Origin of the sequence: Brucella sp. HL-2 (genome assembly GCF_025846885.2) — a bacterium.
Taxonomy (GTDB): Bacteria; Pseudomonadota; Alphaproteobacteria; order Rhizobiales; family Rhizobiaceae; genus Brucella; species Brucella quorumnocens.
In genome coordinates, this window is record NZ_JAOYTK010000021.1 from 1 (window position 1) to 20,228 (window position 20,228).

The window sequence follows — 20,228 nt, forward strand, 5'->3', positions numbered from 1 at the left end:
TGGAGGAGGGTCGCGACACGATATGACAAGCTCATGCTGAACTTTACAGCCACATGCTATATCGCTGCCATCGTCACATGGTGGCTCAATTGAGTCTGGACCCTAGAGCGCCGTGCGCCCTCTTGGGCGCACAAAGGTCGCTCTAACACTCTATATTTACAGCATAATTTTACGTTAAACTGATTCAAGTTGAAGGAATTATGCTGTAGTGGCCTCGTAATTCAAAACTCTCAAAAAGAAAACGCCGCTTCCGGAAACCGGAAACGGCGTTTTTGAAATCCATCTTTCAGCTGCAATGCAGCTTCAGACTTTATTCCTTAGCTTCGAGGACCTGACGGCCGCGATACATACCGCTCTTAAGATCGATATGATGCGGACGACGAAGTTCGCCCGAGTTCTTGTCCTCGACGTAAGTCGGGGCCTTGAGAGCGTCTGCCGAACGGCGCATGCCGCGCTTCGACGGAGACGTTTTGCGTTTTGGTACTGCCATGGATCCAGCTCCACTGATCGATAAACAAACGTCCGGCACGGCCCCGAGGAGCCTGTCACATCGGACAAAATTCCGGAAAGTCACGTGCCTATACACGCTCTTGCGGCATTTGACCAGTCGGAGTCTTATCTTTTTTCCGGTCCAGGCGTTTATCGCACACACGTCACATAAGGACCAGCTCGTGAAGCGCGACCGGCAACAATGCGCGAGATGCGCTGCATGTTTCGGGTGGGTTTAGTCGGATTGCGAAGAGCAGGATTGGGAAGCGTTACGGCAAGCAGTGCTGCTTGCTGAGGTGTGAGGCGAGATGCGGGGCGCTTGAAATAATGTTGAGCTGCAGCCTCGATTCCATAGATACCCGGCCCCCATTCGGCGATATTCAAATAAATCTCCATGATACGCCGTTTCGAAAGCACCGCATCGGCAGCAATTGCCAGAGGAAATTCAAGCCCTTTACGCACATAGGAACGCCCGTTCCAGAGAAACAGGTTCTTCACCGTCTGCATGGTGATGGTAGAGGCCCCACGGCTCGGGCCACCCTCGCCCGAGTTATCAAGCACCAGACTGAGCTGATGCCAATCCACGCCACCATGGCTGCAGAACTGTCCGTCCTCTGCCATCATGACTGAATTCACCAGAACGGGTGCCACATCTTCTATGCTAACCCACTGCCGGTCGACATCCCGTAAGAGGACATAATCCTTGACCATCAAAGTCGAAATCGGGCGCACAAAGGGAACCGAATAGATCAGGATCAGAAAAAGCGGAAGAATAGCAAGTGCCACCAAAATCTTGAGCATAAGGGCAATTCTGCCACCCCAAACGGGATCAGCCAAGTAATTGCGCCCATCTTTGCTCTTGAGAATGATTTTTGCCACTTCCACCGCCCGTTAATCCCTTTCAAGCGACATAAACTATTCCTTAACAATAATGAACCCGATTCCATAAGCCGGTGGCGGTATTCGAACACCAAATTCAACCAGTCCTTGCTACAAACTTGCCGTTTGATGACCGCTTGATGAAAAAGCCTGTGCTGATCGTTGTGCCCAGTTGACCAATTCAGCGCTTTCGTCCATCCCCTTCTGCATGGAAAACGTGTCTGTCGATTTTGCTCAATCCCTGAACCTGCGTGCGCTCGAAGTCGAGACAATGCTGGTCGGGCTTCTGGATCTTCGTTTGCGCACTGGAGAAGTGGCTCGCCCGGAGCGACTGCTTGCAGCCATGCGCCACGGCGTGCTGAACGGCGGAAAAAGGCTGCGCCCTTTCCTCGTCGTCGAGAGTGCGGCCCTGTTCGGCAAACACGGCGATGCGGTCCTGCGCGTTGCATCGGCGCTTGAATGCATTCACTGCTATTCGCTTGTCCATGATGATCTCCCGGCGATGGATGATGACGACATTCGGCGCGGCCAGCCAACCGTACACAAAGCTTATGATGAAGCTGCAGCCATACTCGCGGGCGATAGCCTGCTGACCTATGCGTTCGACATTGTGGCTTCAGACGAAACCGATCTGCCTGCCGATATTCGCATCCAGCTTGTATCGGCGCTCGCACGTGCATCCGGCGTTGGTGGCATGGCTGGCGGTCAGGCGCTTGATCTGATGGCGGAAGATAACAAGCCAGATGAAGCAGGCATTATAACCCTGCAGGCGATGAAAACCGGAGCACTGATCCGCTTTGCCTGTGAAGCGGGCGCAATCATTGCAGGCGCATCACGCGAGGACCGTGAGCGTATGGCCGAATTCGGCTCGGCAATCGGCCTTGCTTTCCAACTCGCCGACGATCTTCTCGACGTGACCGCAGATGCGGCGGCTATGGGCAAGGCAACCGGCAAAGACGCCGCCGCTGGCAAAGCCACACTCGTGGCGCTTCATGGCATTGACTGGACCCGCAAGCAGCTATCCGGCCTTGTCGCTCAGGCCGAGAGCCTACTCGAGCCTTTTGCCGACGACGCGACTATTCTCAAGCAGGCTGCCCGCTTCATCGCAGAACGCCAGAGCTAAACCATCTCGCGCTCAAATGGCGTCATTTAGCGGTCGCGAACATGCGTTAGTTAAAAGAAACTAGAGCGCATCCCGAAAAGTGGGAACCAGTTTTCGGACAAGATGCGTGTCAAAAACAAAGTTTTATATGTCCTCTTCGCGCACCTTGATGATGGCAACGTCATCGACCGAGAGCGGGCGACCATCAAGTGCGCGAACTTGCAGCTGCGCGACACCTTTACCATTTGCCGTATCGACCAGCTTTGAATGCGGCTCATCAGGCGAGAAAAGATAGTTCTCTCCCCATTGCCGCAAGGCGACGACGACTGGCAACAGATCACGCCCCTTGGCTGTGAGCCTGTATTCCTGATGCGCGCCACCTTTGGGATCGGGCACTGATTCCAGAATCCCTTCACCGGTCAGTTTACGTAGCCGCTCGGCGAGTATGTTGCGCGCTATACCCAAGTTCTTCTGGAAAGCGCTGAAGCGCGTTACGCCGTCAAATGCTTCACGTACGATCAGCAGCGACCACCAATCCCCGATCACATCAAGCGCGCGCGCACTTGGGCAATAGTCACCTTTCAGGCTCTTCTTGCGAACCATGTTTACTCCATGCATTGCAACTTGGTTGCAATATAAAACCAATCGAGCTAAAAGCAAAATGGTTTCATTTTAAAACCATTTATAGGAGCCAATCATGACGTCCTCCGTTGACGCAGCAGCACCGTCTGCTGTGAATGACCTCGCACGCCCTGCGCTTTCTAAAGCGACACTTTTGCTATTCGCCATCGCCAGCGGCCTAGCAGTGGCCAATGTTTATTTCGCGCATCCGCTTCTTGATGTGATGGCAGATGATATGGGACTGAAGCGTTCGACCGCAGGCCTAATCGTCGCCGCCAGCCAGATTGGCTATGCAATCGGCCTCATTTTTTTAGTGCCTCTTGGCGATCTTTTCGACCGACGCAAGCTGATTATCGCTCATTTCCTGCTATCAGCTTTATCGCTGCTCGCCATTGGCTTCGCAGGAAGTGCGGGCATACTTCTCCTGGCAATGGCCGTGACGGGCCTTCTGGCTGTCGTTACTCAGGCGCTTGTAGCCTATGCGGCAAGTCTCGCAGATCCCGCACGGCGTGGTCATGTGGTGGGTATTGTCACAAGCGGCATCGTGCTCGGTATACTGCTGGCGCGCGCCATAGCCGGAGCGCTTACCGACATTGGCGGCTGGCGCAGCGTCTATCTCAGTTCTGCAGCACTGACCTTGCTGATCTCGCTTCTTCTCTGGCGCAGCCTGCCGCAACAGCATCGCCAGGCGGCGAGCGTCTCCTACCCAACCCTTATCCTTTCACTGATAACGCTCTTCCGAGCAGAGCCAGTACTGCGCATTCGTGCAATCATCGCGATGCTGATCTTTGCGGACATCACCACGCTGCTTGCACCACTTGTCATGCCCCTGAGCGCGCCGCCATTCGAACTGAGCCATGCGCAAATCGGCTTGTTTGGTCTTGCAGGGGCTGCAGGCGCGCTTGCTGCTTCACGTGCAGGAAGCGCCGCCGACCGCGGGCACGGCCAACGTATGACTGGCGTAGCGCTTACACTCATGCTGGTTTCATGGCTGCCGATTGCTCTGCTTGGGCATTCGTTACTCTGGCTGATTATAGGCGTACTGGTAATTGATTTCGGGCTTCAGGCCGTACATGTCACCAATCAGGCAATGATCTATCGCGTGCGTCCAGACGCGCAAAATCGACTGACTGCTGCCTATATGGTTTTTTATTCCATCGGCAGCGCCAGTGGTTCGGCAATTTCAACTTGGATCTATGCCTATGCAGGCTGGAACGGCGTTTCTCTGCTTGGTGCAAGCATCAGCCTATTCACGCTCATATTCTGGGCAGCAACCCGCAAATCAATGCCGGAGGTCGCAACGCGCCCAGTATCAAACTGAAATCAGTTCTGACCAGCAGCGATCTTCCGATCAAGCCCAAAACGGTTTTCGATATATTCGGCAACCATCTTCTGGAAATCAGCGGCAATCTCAGGTCCGCGTAGCGTCGTAACCTTCTTGCCATCGACAAAGACCGGTGCGGACGGCGTTTCGCCCGTTCCGGGAAGCGAAATGCCGATATCGGCATGTTTCGATTCGCCCGGACCATTGACAATGCAGCCCATGACGGCCACCGAAAGCGATTCCACACCCGGATATTTCTCGCGCCAGACAGGCATACTGCGACGAATATCGTCCTGAATATTCTGCGCCAGTTCCTGAAACACGGTTGAGGTCGTGCGTCCGCAACCCGGACACGCGGCAACAATCGGAATGAACTGACGGAAGCCCATGGTCTGCAGCAGTTCCTGTGCCACCTGCACTTCACGCGTGCGGTCGCCGCCCGGCTCTGGCGTCAGCGAGATACGGATCGTATCGCCAATGCCCTGCTGAAGCAGAATACCCATGGCAGCAGACGATGCGACGACCCCCTTGGTACCCATGCCCGCTTCGGTGAGACCGAGATGCAGTGCATGATCGGAGCGCTGTGCAAGCATTGTGTAAACGGCGATCAGATCCTGCACTTGACTGACCTTGGCCGACAGGATGATCTTGTCGCGGCTAAGACCGATTTCTTCTGCAAGATTTGCCGAAATCAGTGCCGACTGAACAATGGCTTCACGCATGACTTCCTGCGCGCTCAAAGGCGCACCCTCAGCCTGATTGCGATCCATCAGCGTGGTCAGCAATTCCTGATCAAGCGAACCCCAGTTAACGCCGATACGGACAGGCTTGTCGTAGCGGATTGCCATTTCGACGATATCGGCGAACTGCTTGTCCTTCTTGTCCTTGAAGCCGACATTGCCCGGATTGATGCGATATTTTGCGAGCGCTTCCGCACAGGCCGGATGATCGGCGAGTAGCTTGTGGCCGATATAATGGAAGTCTCCGACCAGCGGCACATTCATGCCGAGGCGTTCAAGACGTTCACGAATTTTTGGAACGGCAGCAGCGGATTCATCACGATCCACCGTGATGCGCACAATCTCGGAACCCGCGCGATGCAAGGCTGCAACCTGCGCTACTGTGCCATCGATATCAGCCGTATCGGTATTGGTCATCGACTGGACAACAACCGGTTCGCTGCCGCCAACGATAACTCCGCCAACGCTCACGCCAACGGATTGGCGACGGGGAAATGGATGCGAAAAATAGCTGACGGTCTCGGAAGACATTGTGCTCTGTTCTTTTGTCCTGCCGCAATTGCCGATGGAAACCATATTTCACGCATCGGGAACTGCTCTTGGTACGGGCCTGCTTTCAGGTGGCGTAGCAAGGCGCAATTGTCAACGCCTGACCGCCTCGCTTTGTTGTTATATAATCACTTGCCGACGCCTTGTCGCCTCCTCATTATACGAAGAATTCAAAGTGCATCCTGAAAAGTGTAAAGCGGTTTTCGGATGAGTTGCACGTCAAATGGGAGGAATTGAAACATGCCAAATGCGAATGCCCGCAAAACCGCGATTATCACCGGTTCCAATTCAGGCATCGGGCTTGGCATTGCCCACGCGCTCGCAGGCTCTGGGCACAATGTTGTGATCAACTCGTTCACGGACCGCAGCGAAGACCACGATTTAGCAAGAACAATCGCCGCAGAACATGGCGTAAGCGTGATCTATGTCAGCGCCGACATGTCCAAAGCTGATGACTGCCGCACGCTGATTGAAAAGAGCGTGGAAGCCTTGGGCAGTGCCGATATCCTCGTCAACAATGCCGGCATCCAGCATGTGGCACCGGTCGAAGAGTTTCCGACCGAGCAATGGGACCGGATCATTGCGATCAACCTGACCTCGGCGTTCCACACGTCAGCGGCTGCAATTCCTCATATGAAGAAAGCTGGCTGGGGCCGGATCATCAACATCGCATCGGCCCATGGACTTGTCGCCTCGCCATTCAAGTCGGCCTATGTGGCAGCAAAGCACGGCATTGTCGGCTTCACAAAAACGCTGGCACTTGAGCTTGCCCTTGACAGAATCACGGCCAATTCCATCTGCCCCGGCTATGTGCTGACCCCGCTTGTCGAAGCGCAAATCCCCGATCAGATGAAAGCCCATAACATGGATCGGGAAACAGTAATCCGCGAAGTCATGCTGGATAAACAGCCGACGAAGGAATTTGTGACCACCGCCCAGATCGGCGCGCTTGCAGCCTTCCTTGCAACGGACGCAGCAGCACAGATCAACGGTGCCGCCCTGCCAGTCGAGGGCGGCTGGACCGCTGAATAACATCGAGCAATAACCGCTCGATGCATTTTTTCCATCGCATTATCCTGCGTAAAACCGCTTCGCACTTTTGTGGGAAATGCTTTTAGTGTGAACTATCCGCATACTTCGCCAGTCCTGAAAACGCGAGAACGACCAGCAACAGAACAGGCAGTGCCAAAAACACAATACTGAAACCGCTATGCTTGGCGACAAAGCCGATCAGCGAAGGCGCAACCAGCATACCGGAATAGCCCATGGTGGTGGCAATCGACAGGCCAACACTTGGATTGATGCCCGGCAGATTGCCGCCAATCGAGAAGGCTATCGGCACCATGTTGGAAATGCCGATACCGCAAATGGCAAAGCCAAAGATCACCGCGTAAGGGTGGCTCGACAGTCCGACGATCACCATGCCGACAATCGCAATCGAGGTGCAGAAGCGTAGCGTGTTGATCGCGCCGAAACGGTCACGGACGATATCGCCTGCAAAGCGCATGATCGCCATAGTCATGGAGAAGGCTGCGAAGCCGAAACCAGCGACCGTCACTGACGCACCCATTTCATCGCGCAGATAATATGCACCCCAATCAAGTATCGCGCCCTCCGGGATCATCGAGAACAAAGCGATAATGCCGACCAGCCATGGCAGCGCATTGCGTGGCAGCACCAGCTTCTGCTTCTCGCCGCTTGGATGATGAAACTTGTCCGCGACAATCGAAGACCATGCAAAAATCAGCAATCCTGCTGCCACAACGGTCGCAATCAGCGCATGAATAGTCGAGCCGACATGCGCGATGAGAAAGCCGCCCGTTGCTGCCCCAATCAGACCACCAAGACTCCAGAATGCATGGCAGGACGACATGATGGCCCGGCGCATGTTCTTCTCAACGGCGACTGCATTGGCGTTCATTGCGACATCCATCGCACCGATCATGCCGCCAAAATAGAACATGACAATCACAGCTGTGACGATATTCGGCACAAGCGCAATAATCAGCAAAGCGGGGATAAGTCCGATTGCAAATAGCTTGACGACCGCGCCCGAACCGCGATGCGCAGACAGTGCACCGGCCACCGGCATCATCGACAGAGAGCCAACACCGAAGACGAGAATCATCAATCCCATACCACTGGTATCGAGCCCGAGACGCCCTGCAAATTCGGGAATTTTCGGTGCCCAGCCGCCAAAGATATAGCCATTCATCAAAAAGAGCAGCGCCACAGCGATACGCTCTCTGGTCACGATAGGCGCACGGTCATTCAGCACATCATTTCGTCCGGCAGTCTGTTCCATTTGGTCCTCAGTTACGGCCCTGTGCCGCGCATACTATGTTCAGGCCTAACGCCGTATAAGGCGCAAGCACATCTTCATCCACATCGTCTTCGACAACCATGACACTCACATCATCAAGTGAGACGACATCGTGAGCAGCAACCGTACCAAGCTTTTCTGTCGTGATAGCGAGGGCAACTTTACGGCTGCGACCTGCAATCACCCGCTTGAATTCTGCATCTTCGAGATGAAGCGCCGTTACACCTATTTCTGCAGCGATACCGCAGGCACCCAGCACGCAAAGATCAGGCCGCACCAGTTCTGCATCGCGCAGAGCACGGGCGCCAACAGCTGCACTGACGCGGCGATCGATAGAACCGCCTATCATGACCACATCAATGTTTTCTGATTGCAGAAGGATAGCAGCGATGGACGGCGTGTTGGTGACAATAGTCAGCGGATCGCCGCGATCCACCAGCAAACGGGCGAGGGCAAGGTTGGCTGACGACGAATCCAGAAACACTGTTGTATCCGGTTCGATCAATCCGGCCAAAGCCGTAGCAAGCGCTGCTTTCGCCTCTGGCCTTTCGCCATCGCGCTCAACAAGCGGCGCGTAAGAAGGTGCTGCCTTCAGCGCACCACCATAAACACGCTTGCAAAGACCTGCAGCCGCCATCTCGCGCAGATCGCGGCGGATCGTGTCTTCCGATACGCCAAAAGACTCAGCCAACTCACTCGCCAGCACACGCCCTGACTGGTCGAGCAGCGCCTGAATGTGCGCCTGTCTTTCATGCAATAAAAGCTCGGTCATAATCGCCTTCCTATTAACATGCATAAACACGCATGAATCGGTACAAACGTGCATACCAGATTTTTGTGATGACGCAAACCAAAACCAAAACGCCGCGCCCTTTGCAGGACGCGGCGTTGTTCGATCAGTAAAATAAGCGAGCTTAGTCGTTATAAACGATGAGCAAATCCTTCGCATCAATCTGCTCACCGGGGCGGACCAGAACTTCGGCAATTGCACCATCGCGTTCGGCACGAAGAGCCGTTTCCATCTTCATGGCTTCAATAGAAAGCAGCACATCGCCTGCCTTCACACTCTGCCCTTGCGAGATAGCAACAGTAGACACAACACCCGGCATCGGCGCGCCGACCTGTTTGTCATTGCCCAGTTCTGCCTTGCGCTTGACGCCACCTGACGCACCCTTGGCGCGGTTTGGCACCTTTACGCGGCGCGGCTGACCATTGAGCTCGAAGAACACGGTCACCATGCCCTTCTCATCCGTCTCGCTCATCGCCTGATTGACGATAACAAGCGTCTTGCCACGTTCCAGATCAACGAAGACTTCTTCTTCTGGCTTCAGGCCATAGAAGTAAACCGGCGTTGGCAGAACACTGGTCGGGCCATAATTTTCCTGTGCCGCAGCATAGTCCGTGAAGACCTTTGGGTACATCAGCGCGGAAGCAAATTCCTGATCGCTGATTTCACGGCCAACAGTCTCTTCAACCGACTTGCGTTCTGCATCAAGATCAGCAACCGGAAGCAGCGAGCCCGGGCGCACAGTGAACGGCTTTTCGTCTTTCAGGATCTTCTTCTGAAGTGCCTTTGGCCAACCCGAAGGCGGCTGACCGAGATCACCGCGCATCATCGAAACAACCGAATCCGGGAAAGCAATGTCCTTGTCCGGGTTTTCGACATCTGCCGTGGTCAAGTCCTGAGAGACCATCATCAGCGCCATGTCTCCCACCACCTTGGAGGATGGTGTGACCTTGACGATATCGCCAAACATGCGGTTCACATTGGCGTAGGCCTGGGCCACTTCATGCCAGCGGGTTTCAAGGCCAAGCGAACGCGCCTGTTCTTTGAGGTTGGTGAACTGACCACCCGGCATTTCATGAAGATAAACTTCCGAAGCAGGTCCCTTGAGATCACTTTCAAAGGCCGCATACTGATTGCGCACTGCTTCCCAATAAAATGAAATGCGGCGGATCGTTTCCGTATCAAGACCCGGATCACGCTCCGTTCCATGCAGTGCTTCAACAATTGATCCCAAGCACGGCTGTGAGGTATTGCCGGAGAAGGCATCCATCGCCGCATCAACTGCATCGACACCTGCATCAACCGCTGCAAGCACCGTTGCCGCCGAAATACCCGACGTATCATGGGTGTGGAAATGGATCGGCAGATCGGTTTCTTCACGCAGCGCCTTGAAAAGCACACGTGCAGCCGCGGGCTTCAACAACCCCGCCATATCCTTCAGTGCAATGATATGCGCGCCGGCCTTTTCAACCTGCTTGGCCAGATCGACGTAATATTTAAGATCGTATTTGGCGCGGTCCGGATTGAGAATATCGCCTGTATAGCAGATGGCTGCTTCGCAGAGCTTATCCTCTTCCAGAATAGCATCCATCGACACGCGCATGTTTTCAACCCAGTTGAGGCTGTCGAACACGCGGAAGATATCCATGCCGCCACGTGCAGCTTCACGCACGAAATACTTCACCACATTGTCCGGGTAAGACTTGTAGCCAACGCCATTGGCGCCGCGCAGCAGCATTTGCAGCAAGATATTCGGCGCACCTTCGCGCACCATTGCCAGACGCTCCCACGGATCTTCCGTCAAGAAGCGCATCGACACGTCAAAGGTCGCACCACCCCAGCACTCAAGCGAGAAGAGGTTCGGCAGTGCTTGTGCATAGGCATTTGCCACACGCGCAATGTCATAGGTACGCACGCGGGTAGCTAGCAAAGACTGATGGCCATCACGCATCGTCGTGTCGGTCATGAGAACGCGCTTTTCATTACGCATCCATTCGGCAAACTTTTTCGGCCCAAGCTTGTCGAGCAACTGCTTGGTGCCATCCACTACCGGACGATCACCAAACCACGGCAATACCGGCGTTGCGGCATCTTTCGACGGCTCGGCGCGACCCTTGGTTTCCGGGTGACCATTGACGGTCACATCAGCCACATAGGTCAAAAGCTTGGTCGCACGATCCTGACGCTTCATATGGGTGAAAAGTTCAGGCGTCGTGTCGATAAAGCGCGTTGTATAGTCATTCGCCAGGAAGCTTGGGTGATTGATAATCGCTTCCACGAAAGTAAGGTTCGTCGCAACGCCGCGAATGCGGAACTCGCGCAGCGCGCGATCCATACGGCGGATCGCTTCAAGCGGTGTCGAACCAGAAGCTGTCACCTTCACCAGCAGCGGATCATAATAGCGGGTAATGACCGCACCCGAATAAGCCGTGCCGCCGTCAAGGCGAATGCCGAAACCCGATGCCGAGCGATAGGCCTGAATGCGACCATAGTCAGGAATGAAGTTGTGCTCAGGGTCTTCAGTCGTAATACGGCACTGCAGCGCATGACCGTTGAGACGAATATCTTTCTGCTCAGGCACACCCGATTCTGGCGTACCAATCGCAAAACCTTCCAGAATATGGATCTGCGCCTTGACGATATCGATGCCCGTCACTTCTTCCGTAACGGTATGTTCGACCTGAATACGCGGGTTCACTTCGATGAAGTAGAACTTGCCCGTATCGGCATCCATCAGGAATTCGACCGTGCCAGCACCGATGTAATCGGTTGCGTGCGCAATCTTGAGCGCATGTCCGGCCAGTTCCTGACGCTGCGCATCGTTGAGATAAGGCGCAGGCGCACGCTCCACCACTTTCTGATTACGGCGCTGGATCGAACAATCACGCTCATAAAGATGAACCGCATTGCCATGCGTATCACCCAAAATCTGCACTTCGACGTGACGCGCACGTTCGACGAGCTTTTCGAGATAGACTTCATCCTTGCCGAACGCTGCCTTGGCTTCGCGCTTGGCTTCCGTCACTTCACGCGCCAGATCTTCCTCGGCACGGATCGCACGCATACCGCGACCACCACCGCCCCATGACGCTTTCAGCATCAAAGGATAACCGATCTTGGCCGCAAGCTTCTTTACTTCTGCTATATCGTCTGGCAGCGGATCAGTTGCAGGTACAACCGGAACGCCAATCTCGATCGCGAGATTGCGCGCGGCCACCTTGTTGCCAAGACGACGCATGGTTTCAGGCTTCGGGCCAATGAAGATAATACCGTTTTCAGCACAAGCATCGGCAAACTCAGGGCTTTCCGACAACAAGCCATAGCCCGGATGAATGGCATCCGCGCCCGAAATCTTGGCTACGCGGATCACTTCATCAATCGACAGATAGCTTTCGATTGGCCCAAGATCGCGCTCCAGATGCGGTCCGCGACCGACCTGATAGCTCTCATCCGCTTTAAAACGATGCAGCGAAAGTTTGTCTTCCTCAGCCCATATCGCAACCGTTTTTATGCCAAGCTCGTTGGCTGCACGGAACACGCGGATGGCAATCTCTGAACGATTGGCGACCAGTATTTTACGTATGGACAAGGCAGGTCTCCCAGGCTGCAATGAAAAATGTGCCTTTGCTTAACCCGCAAAATGGGCCAGCGCAAACAAACTGTGCAATCAGGAGATAAAAACAAAATGCCCGACCAAAAGTCGGGCAATCTGCTGAAATTTGAAGCAAAATATGCTAATATATGAGGCAATCTGCACAATGTTACTGAATAAATAATACATTCAGCAAGCTGAACACTGTTCAGCACCCCATTGGCAGTTGAGTCTGCCTCAATCAGCCTTATTTCTTCTGGAAGTAATTATACTTGCCGTCATCTCCCTTGCGCCACTCAAACATGACATAAGGAGAAAGGCTTGGATCACCCTTTGCATCATAGGATACATCGCCCAGCACGGTCTTGAACGGACCTTTGCTCTTCATGGCTTCGGCAACTGACTGCGGGTCATTGTTTCCGGCCGCATTGGCCGCATCCACCAGCGATTGAACACCCGCATATGCATAGAAGGTGTAGGCCTCAGGCTCAAACCCCTTGTCGCGGAACGCCTTGATCAGATCGGCATTCGCTGCGTCGTCACGCGGATCTGGACCAAATGTGTTCAGAACACCCGACACTGCATCACCAGCGATAGAGGCCAGTTCGTTCGACACGATGCCATCACCCGAAATGAACTGAGCCTTCAGGCCCTGATCGGCCATCTGGCGGATAATCAGGCCTGCTTCCGGATGCATGCCGCCCCAATAAACGGCAGTGATGCCTGAGGCCTTCATCTTGGAGATCAGAGCCGAGAAATCCTTGTCACCCTGATTGATGCCTTCGTAGAGCGTCTCTTCCTTGCCATTGGCATTAAGTGACTTCTTCGTTTCATCGGCAAGACCCTGACCATAAGGCGTCTTGTCGTGCAGAATTGCGACTTTGCCGTCCTTGTAATTGTCGGCAATGTACTTGCCCGCAACGATGCCCTGCTGGTCGTCGCGACGGCAGGTGCGGAAAGTGTTCCACAATTCCCGCTCGGTGAAGGTCGGATTGGTGGTGCCTGGCGCAATCATCAGTACGCCGTTTTCAGCATAAATATCCGATGTCGGAATGCTGACACCAGAATTAAAATGACCAATTACGAATTGCACGCCATCGCCGACGAACTTATTTGCAACCGAAATACCCTGACGTGGGTCGGCAGCATCGTCGCCATAAACGATGGTGATCTGCTCTCCATTCATGCCGCCCTTAGCATTTGCTTCTGCGACAGCCGCTTCAACGCCACGCTTGATCTGGTCGCCGTAGGCAGCCTGACCGCCGGTCAAGGGCGCACCAACGCCCAGCTGCACATCAGCGAAAGACGCTCCGCCCATCGCAACAAGAGCAGAAAAGCACACGCCACAGAATAAGGACTTCTTCATTTCAATTACTCCCATTAGAGCGCCCCCGAAAACAGTGAAACGGCTTTCGGAAAAGATGCGCGTAAACTCAAAATGTCAGAGCGTTGCGCTGTCTTAATCAGATCGCGACATGCCCTCACCCCTCCTCCAGGGAACAAATTGCTCACCGTGATTTACACCGAACAATATCGTTGTGATAGGTAGAATGGCTTATGTTGCGCTTGTCTACCCACATTATTATCTAATTATGATGCTTTTTTCGCATGACTTCATGCGACTATAGATTTTATGAAATAAAAATGCCCGGCACATGTCCGGGCATTCTTTAGCTTAACGCAACAATTCTGAATGAATATTACTGCTGGATGTAATTATATTTCCCGTCAGCACCCTTTTCCCACTTATACATTACGTAACCTGGGAGTTTGGGATCACCCTTCTCATCATAAGCAAGATCGCCCAGAACGGTTGGGAATGGACCCTTTTCTCGCAGAGCCTTGGCAATTTCCTGTGGGTCATTGCTGCCAGCAGCCTTAGCTGCGCCTGCCAGAGATTGCACCGCTGCATAGGAGTAGAGCGTATAGGCTTCTGGTTCAAAGCCAGCATCGCGGAACTTCTTGACGAGTTCAGCATTGGCTGGGGCGTTACGTGGGTCCGGACCAAACGTGTTCAGCGTACCTTCAACAGCAGGACCTGCGATCGAAGCCAGTTCGTTCGACACGATACCGTCGCCCGAGATGAACTGGGCTTTCAGACCCTGATCAGCGAGCTGGCGGATGATGAGACCAGCTTCTGGGTGGAGACCACCCCAGTAAACAACCGTCACACCAGCCTGCTTCATCTTGGCGATAAGAGCGGAGAAGTCTTTTTCACCGACGTTTACGCCTTCATAAAGTGCTTCTTTTGCGCCAAGTTCGTTAAGCTTCTTCTTGGTTTCGTCGGCAAGACCCTGACCATAAGGTGTCTTGTCATGGATCACAGCAATCTTGGCATCTTTGAAGTTGTCGAAGATATACTGACCGGCAACGATGCCCTGCTGATCGTCACGGCCGCAGGTACGGAACGTGTTCCACAGACCGCGTTCTGTATAGACCGGGTTGGTTGCTGCCGGTGAAATTTCGAGAATGCCGTTTTCAGCATAGACTTCAGATGCCGGAATCGAAACACCGGAGTTGAAGTGGCCGATAACGTATTTTACGCCGTCAGCAGCGAACTTGTTGGCAACCGAAATGCCCTGCTTCGGATCCGAAACGTCATCACCGAGCGAGATCGCGATCTTTTCGCCATTGATGCCGCCGGCATCGTTGATTTCCTTGACTGCCGCTTCAGCACCCTTTTGAATCTGAGCACCATAAACAGCATTTGGACCGGTCAGCGGTGCGCCGATGCCCAACAGTACATCTGCCCAAGCCGAGCCACTGAAAGCCATCACCGCTGCAAGAGCAACGCCTGAGAAAAGCGATTTCTTCATTACTTGAACTCCCGATTATAGTTACCCCGAAACGATGTTTTTGCATCGCCTTATTATCTTGCTGATTAGCCAGCAATATCTACGCTGAACCTGTTTTTCAGCGTGATCTTTTTAAAAAAGCTCCGCCGCGTAACGGCGAAGCTTTGAATTATTTTGCCTTCCAGCTGAGAGGCGAAGCTTTTTCATAAAGCCAGTTATACTGGCGCACCATTTGCTTGGTGCGGGTATAACGAAACCCGACCGTGCCGATGATCATCAGCACAATCACATCAACCAGATAATAGTGCAGCGAAAGCAGCGTGCCTTCAAACAAGGCATAATGGATGAACCGGACCGCTGCACCCAAAGGGATGAGATAGAGCAGCAGCTGCGGATAAGTCCGCCAGGTCTGCGCACAGGCACGACCGGTCATCCAGGCCGCCCAACCGCCCAGAAGACAGGTGATGAGAAAAAACAACCAGAATGACGGTTCTTCGTAGAGAATTCCCTGCATGATTTTTCTCCTTAATGCCTTCCGCCTTCGAGATAGGCAGCACGCACTTCCGGGTCAGCCAGCAGTTCGCGGCCCGCGCCGCTCATCGTGATTGATCCATTGACCATAACATAGCCGCGATCCGCAAGCTTCAGCGCACCAAAGGCATTCTGTTCGACGAGAAACACGGTCAAGCCCTGCGTACGGTTAAGCTCCTTGATCGCCTCAAAGATCTGCTTGACGATCAGGGGAGCAAGGCCCAGCGACGGTTCATCAAGAAGCAGAAGCTTCGGACGCGCCATCAGTGCACGCGCAATTGCCAGCATCTGCTGCTCGCCACCTGAAAGAGTCCCGCCACGCTGTGTGATACGCTCTTTCAGACGCGGAAATAGATCGAACATCAGCGCAACATCTTCTTCGAAATATTGCTGGTGATCGAGGCTGGCGCCCATCTGAAGGTTTTCAAGAACAGTCATGCGCGGGAAGATACGGCGACCTTCCGGCGACTGCGCGATCCGGAGCTTTGCGATCTCATGTGGCGGCATCGACGTGATGTCTTTGCCTCCGAAGAGAATACGGCCTGTGCGCGCACGCGGGGAACCGAAGATGGTCATCATCAGCGTGGACTTGCCAGCACCGTTGGCGCCAATAAGCGCTACGATTTCACCTTCGTTGACAGTCAGGTCGATACCCTTGAGCGCACGGATGTTGCCGTAATAGGTCTCGACCTTTTCGACGGCCAGAAGCGGTTGCTTTATTTGCATGGTTTCAGCCGTCATTATTCAGCTCCCTTCTTGGGCTTTGCCGGAGCTTTGGCGCTCTTTGTGCCTTTAGGGGTTCTGGCTACCTTTGCGGGAGCAGTCTTATGGCTCGTTGGAACATCACCGGCTTCAACACGCGCTGAAAACTCGGTTGCCTGACCAGAAGCAAGCTGGGTTGCCTGCCCCACCCAGTCTTCGCGGGCAATGCGACCGTCGAACTCGAGATAGGTTTCAGCCTGAACGATGTCGGCTTCAGTCCAGGCAGCAATCTGATCGAAATGATAGATGCCGTGCTCGTTGAGTTTCTTCTCGTTGACTTCACCGATGCCCTTGATGAGCGTCAGATTGTCAGGCTTCCCGTCACGCGCGGCTGCCAATCCGCCTGCAAAACGAACGGCTTCCTCAGCTTTTTCTTCCTCAATTGCCTCTACAGCAAGCTGAGTTGCGATAAAGTCTGCAGGATCGCCGGTACCCGGCTTGTCAGCTTCTTCGATCAGCTCGGCAATCTCATCATCATCGACACCAAGATAAGCTGCAATAACGCGTGGATCGTTACGCACTTTTTCCGGCGAACCGTCAGAAATCTTTGTGCCATATTCAAGTACGATCACGTGATCGGAAATTTCCATAACCACCGACATATCGTGTTCGATCAACAGGATCGACGTACCCGTTTCCTTACGGATATCGAGCAGCAGCTTGTTGAGTTCAGCTGATTCTCGCGGATTAAGACCAGCCGCAGGCTCATCAAGGCATAAGATTTCGGGTTCGGTGCACATGGCACGGGCGATTTCCAAGCGACGCTGATCGCCGTAAGGCAGATCACCGGCCGGATCGTCCGCACGATCAATGAGGTTGATCTTTTCGAGCCAGTAACGGGCTTTTTCAACCGCTTGCTTGGCAGCCTTCTTGTAGCCCGGCAGCCCAAGAAGTCCGAGGATCGTATAGCCCGAGGAGCGCATCAGCGTGTTGTGCTGTGCGACAAGGAGGTTTTCCAGAACTGTCAGACCTGAGAACAGGCGGATGTTCTGGAATGTACGGGCGACACGTGCCACTTGCGTGATCTTGAAATCAGGCAAGCGTTCTAGAAGGAACTTCTCGCCGGTATTACGGTTCATCGTCAGCATACCGCCGGTCGGCTTGTAGAAGCCGGTGATGCAGTTGAAGACAGTCGTCTTGCCCGCACCGTTCGGACCGATGATCGCCGTGATGTCCCCGCGCTTCACATCGAAGCTCAGATCATTGATTGCGACGAGACCGCCAAAGCGCATCGACAGATGCTCAACTGTAAGAATGGTGTCTTTCGAACCATTGCCAGCCATATTTTTTGTCTCCGCCATCAGCCATGCCCTTCCTTGGTAAAGGCACCCGACACCATCTTCTTCTCGTTAAGGAACGCGCTTGGTTCTCGGCTTCCGACAAATCCGCGTGGTTTCCAGACCATGACAACCACCATGGCAAGGCCGAAGATCAGCATGCGGTAGAGTTCAGGCGTGAAATTTGGACCGAAGATGGCCTTAAGGAAGCCCATCTCGCGCAGGATTTCCGTGCCACCGATCATCGCAATCGCAGCAATGGCGATACCGACAAGCGACCCCATGCCACCCAGAACGACGATGGCGAGAATGACAGCGGACTCAAGGAACACGAATGATTCAGGGCTTACGAAGCCCTGACGGGCAGCAAAGAAGGAACCGGCGAAACCACCGAACATCGCACCCGTCGCAAAGGCAGTGAGTTTGGTCGTGGTGGTGTTGATCCCGAGCGAACGGCAGGCGATTTCATCTTCACGCAGTGCTTCCCATGCACGACCCACAGGCATGCGGCGAAGACGGATCGTGACCAGAGCTGTGATCAGGGCGAGAATGAGGATCACATAGTAAAGGAAGAACTTGTAGTGGGCGGCCGAGAAGGTCAGACCGAAATATGCTGCGAAGCCATCCTTGCTGGCATTGAAAGGCAGACCAAAAAAGGTTGCCTTGGCAATGCCGGAAATACCGAACGTTCCTTTGGTCAGATCCGTCCAGTTTATCAACACAAGCCGGATGATTTCACCGAATGCCAGCGTCACGATAGCCAGATAGTCTCCGCGCAGACGCAAGACCGGGAAACCGAGGATAACGCCCCACGTTGCAGCCAGAATGCCTGCAATCGGCAACAGCATCCAGAAGGACAGGCCGAAATAAGAAGAAAGCAGCGCGTAGGAATAAGCACCCACCGCGTAAAAAGCGACGTACCCCAGATCAAGTAGGCCAGCGAGGCCAACCACGATATTCAAGCCCCATGCTAGCATCACATAGATAAGGATCTGAACGCCAAAGTTATCGACCCACTTAAGCGATCCCTGCCAACCAAGCATGCCGACGATCAGGATCGGGTAAACGAAGAGAAACACGACGCCGAACTGCGAAAAATGCCTGCGGAAGAAAGACGGGCTTCCGGCTGCAACCGTCGGGCGGCTCGCTTTCGCAAACTTTCGTGCTTCAAGCCAGGGCTGCAGGAAGGCGATAAAGCCAAAGCGCCCGAAAGCAGCCATCGCAACGAGGATCGCGAGCGCTCCCCAACGCTGCTGCAGCACCAGCTCATTGTTGATATTCTGTTCGGTTTTAAAACCGACGATCAGAATGAAAAGCCCCAATGCCACAAGACCGGCAATGAACCCTTCACGAATAGCCCGGGCAAAAAGGGAATCCGGGCGTGAACCTGTTTGTACGGCCATGATTACACCTTTTCGACTTCAGGACGGCCAAGAATGCCGGACGGCATGAAGATGAGAACGATTGCGAGGATCGAGAACGCAGCAACATCCTTGTAATCGATCGAGAAATAAGCCGACCACAATGCCTCAATGAGACCGATCAGCAGACCACCGACAACAGCACCCGGCAGTGAGCCAATCCCACCCAGAACAGCAGCAGTGAACGCCTTGACGCCGGGGATGAACCCGTCAGCAAACGAAATCACGCCGTAGAAGGAGAGATAAAGCGTACCGGCGACAGCAGCCAACATCGCACCCATAACGAAGGTCAGCGAAATCACGCGGTCGACATTGATGCCGAGAAGTGCCGCCATCTTACGATCTTGTTCACAGGCACGCTGCGCACGCCCAAGCGATGTACGGTTGACGATATACCAGAAGATCGTCAGCAGAACCGCCGTCACCACAATGACCACAATCTGCTTAAGCGAGATCGTCACATCGGTTCCAAAGATACTGTAGGAGCCGTTGAGCAACTGTGGCACCGGCTTGTTGCGCGGTCCCTGCGTCACTTGAACGAAGTTGGACAATGCAATGGACATACCGATTGCTGTAATCAACGGCGCCAAGCGAAACGACCCACGCAGAGGCCGGTAGGCCGCCCGTTCGATCGTCCAACTCCAGAGCCCCGTCAGCACCATTGCGACAACCATCATAAGAAGCAGCATGAGCGCGATCGGCAGCGCTCCTATGAATGTTGTGATGATTAGAAAAACAATCAGCGCCATAAAGGCGCCGAGCATAAAGACATCGCCATGCGCAAAGTTGATCATGCCGATAATGCCGTAGACCATCGTATAGCCGATGGCGATCAGGCCATAGATCGACCCGAGCGCGAGCCCGTTGATCACCTGCTGGAAGAAATATTCCATCTAGAAGCCACCCATTTTACTCTACCCGGTTTTATTGCCGCATCATTATTTCGTGCGACTTCATTTTTTCCCGGATAATTACACCTAACGGCTGTATAAAGGAATGCAAGCCCCTTTTGTCTCAGACAAAAGACTAATGACTT

17 protein-coding genes are annotated in these 20,228 nt (G+C 53.9%); 3 read left to right on the top strand and 14 right to left on the bottom strand.

All coding sequences use genetic code 11. The features are described from left to right. Window positions 1–310 precede the first annotated feature (310 nt). Together rpmF and mtgA are read right to left on the bottom strand one after the other, a co-directional pair. Window positions 311–490, bottom strand: coding sequence for a 50S ribosomal protein L32 (rpmF, locus tag OIV19_RS17950; protein WP_006467787.1), 180 nt, complete (start codon window positions 488–490; stop codon window positions 311–313). A 149-nt stretch (window positions 491–639) separates the two neighbouring features. Further along, window positions 640–1,368: a monofunctional biosynthetic peptidoglycan transglycosylase gene (mtgA, locus tag OIV19_RS17955; RefSeq protein ID WP_264232600.1), complete on the bottom strand. Its 729-nt coding sequence runs from the start codon at window positions 1,366–1,368 to the stop codon at window positions 640–642. Window positions 1,369–1,576: 208 nt separating this feature from the next. Between mtgA and OIV19_RS17960 the strand changes: the two genes are divergently transcribed. Further along, window positions 1,577–2,491, top strand: coding sequence for a polyprenyl synthetase family protein (locus OIV19_RS17960; RefSeq protein ID WP_095447977.1), 915 nt, complete (start codon window positions 1,577–1,579; stop codon window positions 2,489–2,491). A gap of 123 nt (window positions 2,492–2,614) precedes the next feature. Here OIV19_RS17960 and OIV19_RS17965 read toward each other — a convergent pair whose 3' ends face one another. Then, the gene (locus OIV19_RS17965; RefSeq protein ID WP_264232602.1) at window positions 2,615–3,073 is read right to left on the bottom strand and encodes a winged helix-turn-helix transcriptional regulator; all 459 of its coding nucleotides are present in this window, start codon (window positions 3,071–3,073) and stop codon (window positions 2,615–2,617) included. Window positions 3,074–3,167: 94 nt separating this feature from the next. Between OIV19_RS17965 and OIV19_RS17970 the strand changes: the two genes are divergently transcribed. Then, a complete protein-coding gene (locus OIV19_RS17970; RefSeq protein ID WP_264232604.1) occupies window positions 3,168–4,412 on the top strand; it encodes an MFS transporter in 1,245 nt (414 codons plus the stop codon). 2 nt (window positions 4,413–4,414) lie between these two features. On the opposite strand, the gene ispG is transcribed toward OIV19_RS17970, so the two are convergent. Next, window positions 4,415–5,686, bottom strand: a complete 1,272-nt coding sequence (gene ispG, locus OIV19_RS17975) for a flavodoxin-dependent (E)-4-hydroxy-3-methylbut-2-enyl-diphosphate synthase (RefSeq protein WP_064322460.1) — start codon at window positions 5,684–5,686, stop codon at window positions 4,415–4,417. Window positions 5,687–5,944: 258 nt separating this feature from the next. On the opposite strand from ispG, the gene OIV19_RS17980 reads away from it, so the two are divergent. After that, a complete protein-coding gene (locus tag OIV19_RS17980) occupies window positions 5,945–6,736 on the top strand; it encodes a 3-hydroxybutyrate dehydrogenase (RefSeq protein ID WP_264232610.1) in 792 nt (263 codons plus the stop codon). An 82-nt stretch (window positions 6,737–6,818) separates the two neighbouring features. Here the strand turns inward: OIV19_RS17980 and OIV19_RS17985 are convergent, their stop codons facing one another. The 10 genes from OIV19_RS17985 to OIV19_RS18030 form a co-directional block, all read right to left on the bottom strand. Further along, window positions 6,819–8,009, bottom strand: coding sequence for an MFS transporter (locus OIV19_RS17985; protein ID WP_095447382.1), 1,191 nt, complete (start codon window positions 8,007–8,009; stop codon window positions 6,819–6,821). 7 nt (window positions 8,010–8,016) lie between these two features. Beyond that, a complete protein-coding gene (locus tag OIV19_RS17990) occupies window positions 8,017–8,823 on the bottom strand; it encodes a DeoR/GlpR family DNA-binding transcription regulator (RefSeq protein WP_498831062.1) in 807 nt (268 codons plus the stop codon). A gap of 118 nt (window positions 8,824–8,941) precedes the next feature. Then, on the bottom strand, window positions 8,942–12,403 hold the full coding sequence (gene pyc / locus OIV19_RS17995; RefSeq protein WP_264232614.1) for a pyruvate carboxylase: 3,462 nt from the start codon (window positions 12,401–12,403) through the stop codon (window positions 8,942–8,944). A gap of 250 nt (window positions 12,404–12,653) precedes the next feature. Beyond that, window positions 12,654–13,772, bottom strand: a complete 1,119-nt coding sequence (locus tag OIV19_RS18000) for a branched-chain amino acid ABC transporter substrate-binding protein (protein WP_095447384.1) — start codon at window positions 13,770–13,772, stop codon at window positions 12,654–12,656. A gap of 334 nt (window positions 13,773–14,106) precedes the next feature. After that, window positions 14,107–15,222: a branched-chain amino acid ABC transporter substrate-binding protein gene (locus tag OIV19_RS18005; RefSeq protein WP_095447385.1), complete on the bottom strand. Its 1,116-nt coding sequence runs from the start codon at window positions 15,220–15,222 to the stop codon at window positions 14,107–14,109. 148 nt (window positions 15,223–15,370) lie between these two features. After that, window positions 15,371–15,715, bottom strand: a complete 345-nt coding sequence (locus OIV19_RS18010; protein ID WP_024895786.1) for a DUF6867 family protein — start codon at window positions 15,713–15,715, stop codon at window positions 15,371–15,373. 11 nt (window positions 15,716–15,726) lie between these two features. Next, complete coding sequence (locus OIV19_RS18015; RefSeq protein ID WP_095447386.1) at window positions 15,727–16,473, bottom strand: ABC transporter ATP-binding protein; 747 nt, start codon at window positions 16,471–16,473, stop codon at window positions 15,727–15,729. Beyond that, window positions 16,473–17,777 (bottom strand): ATP-binding cassette domain-containing protein, encoded by a 1,305-nt coding sequence (locus OIV19_RS18020; RefSeq protein WP_264232659.1) that lies wholly within the window; start codon window positions 17,775–17,777, stop codon window positions 16,473–16,475. The genes OIV19_RS18015 and OIV19_RS18020 overlap by 1 nt, the downstream gene beginning before the upstream one ends. Window positions 17,778–17,794: 17 nt before the next feature. Then, the gene (livM, locus tag OIV19_RS18025) at window positions 17,795–19,174 is read right to left on the bottom strand and encodes a high-affinity branched-chain amino acid ABC transporter permease LivM (RefSeq protein WP_095447387.1); all 1,380 of its coding nucleotides are present in this window, start codon (window positions 19,172–19,174) and stop codon (window positions 17,795–17,797) included. A 2-nt stretch (window positions 19,175–19,176) separates the two neighbouring features. After that, a complete protein-coding gene (locus OIV19_RS18030; protein ID WP_094505617.1) occupies window positions 19,177–20,085 on the bottom strand; it encodes a branched-chain amino acid ABC transporter permease in 909 nt (302 codons plus the stop codon). Between the last annotated feature and the right edge of the window lie 143 nt (window positions 20,086–20,228).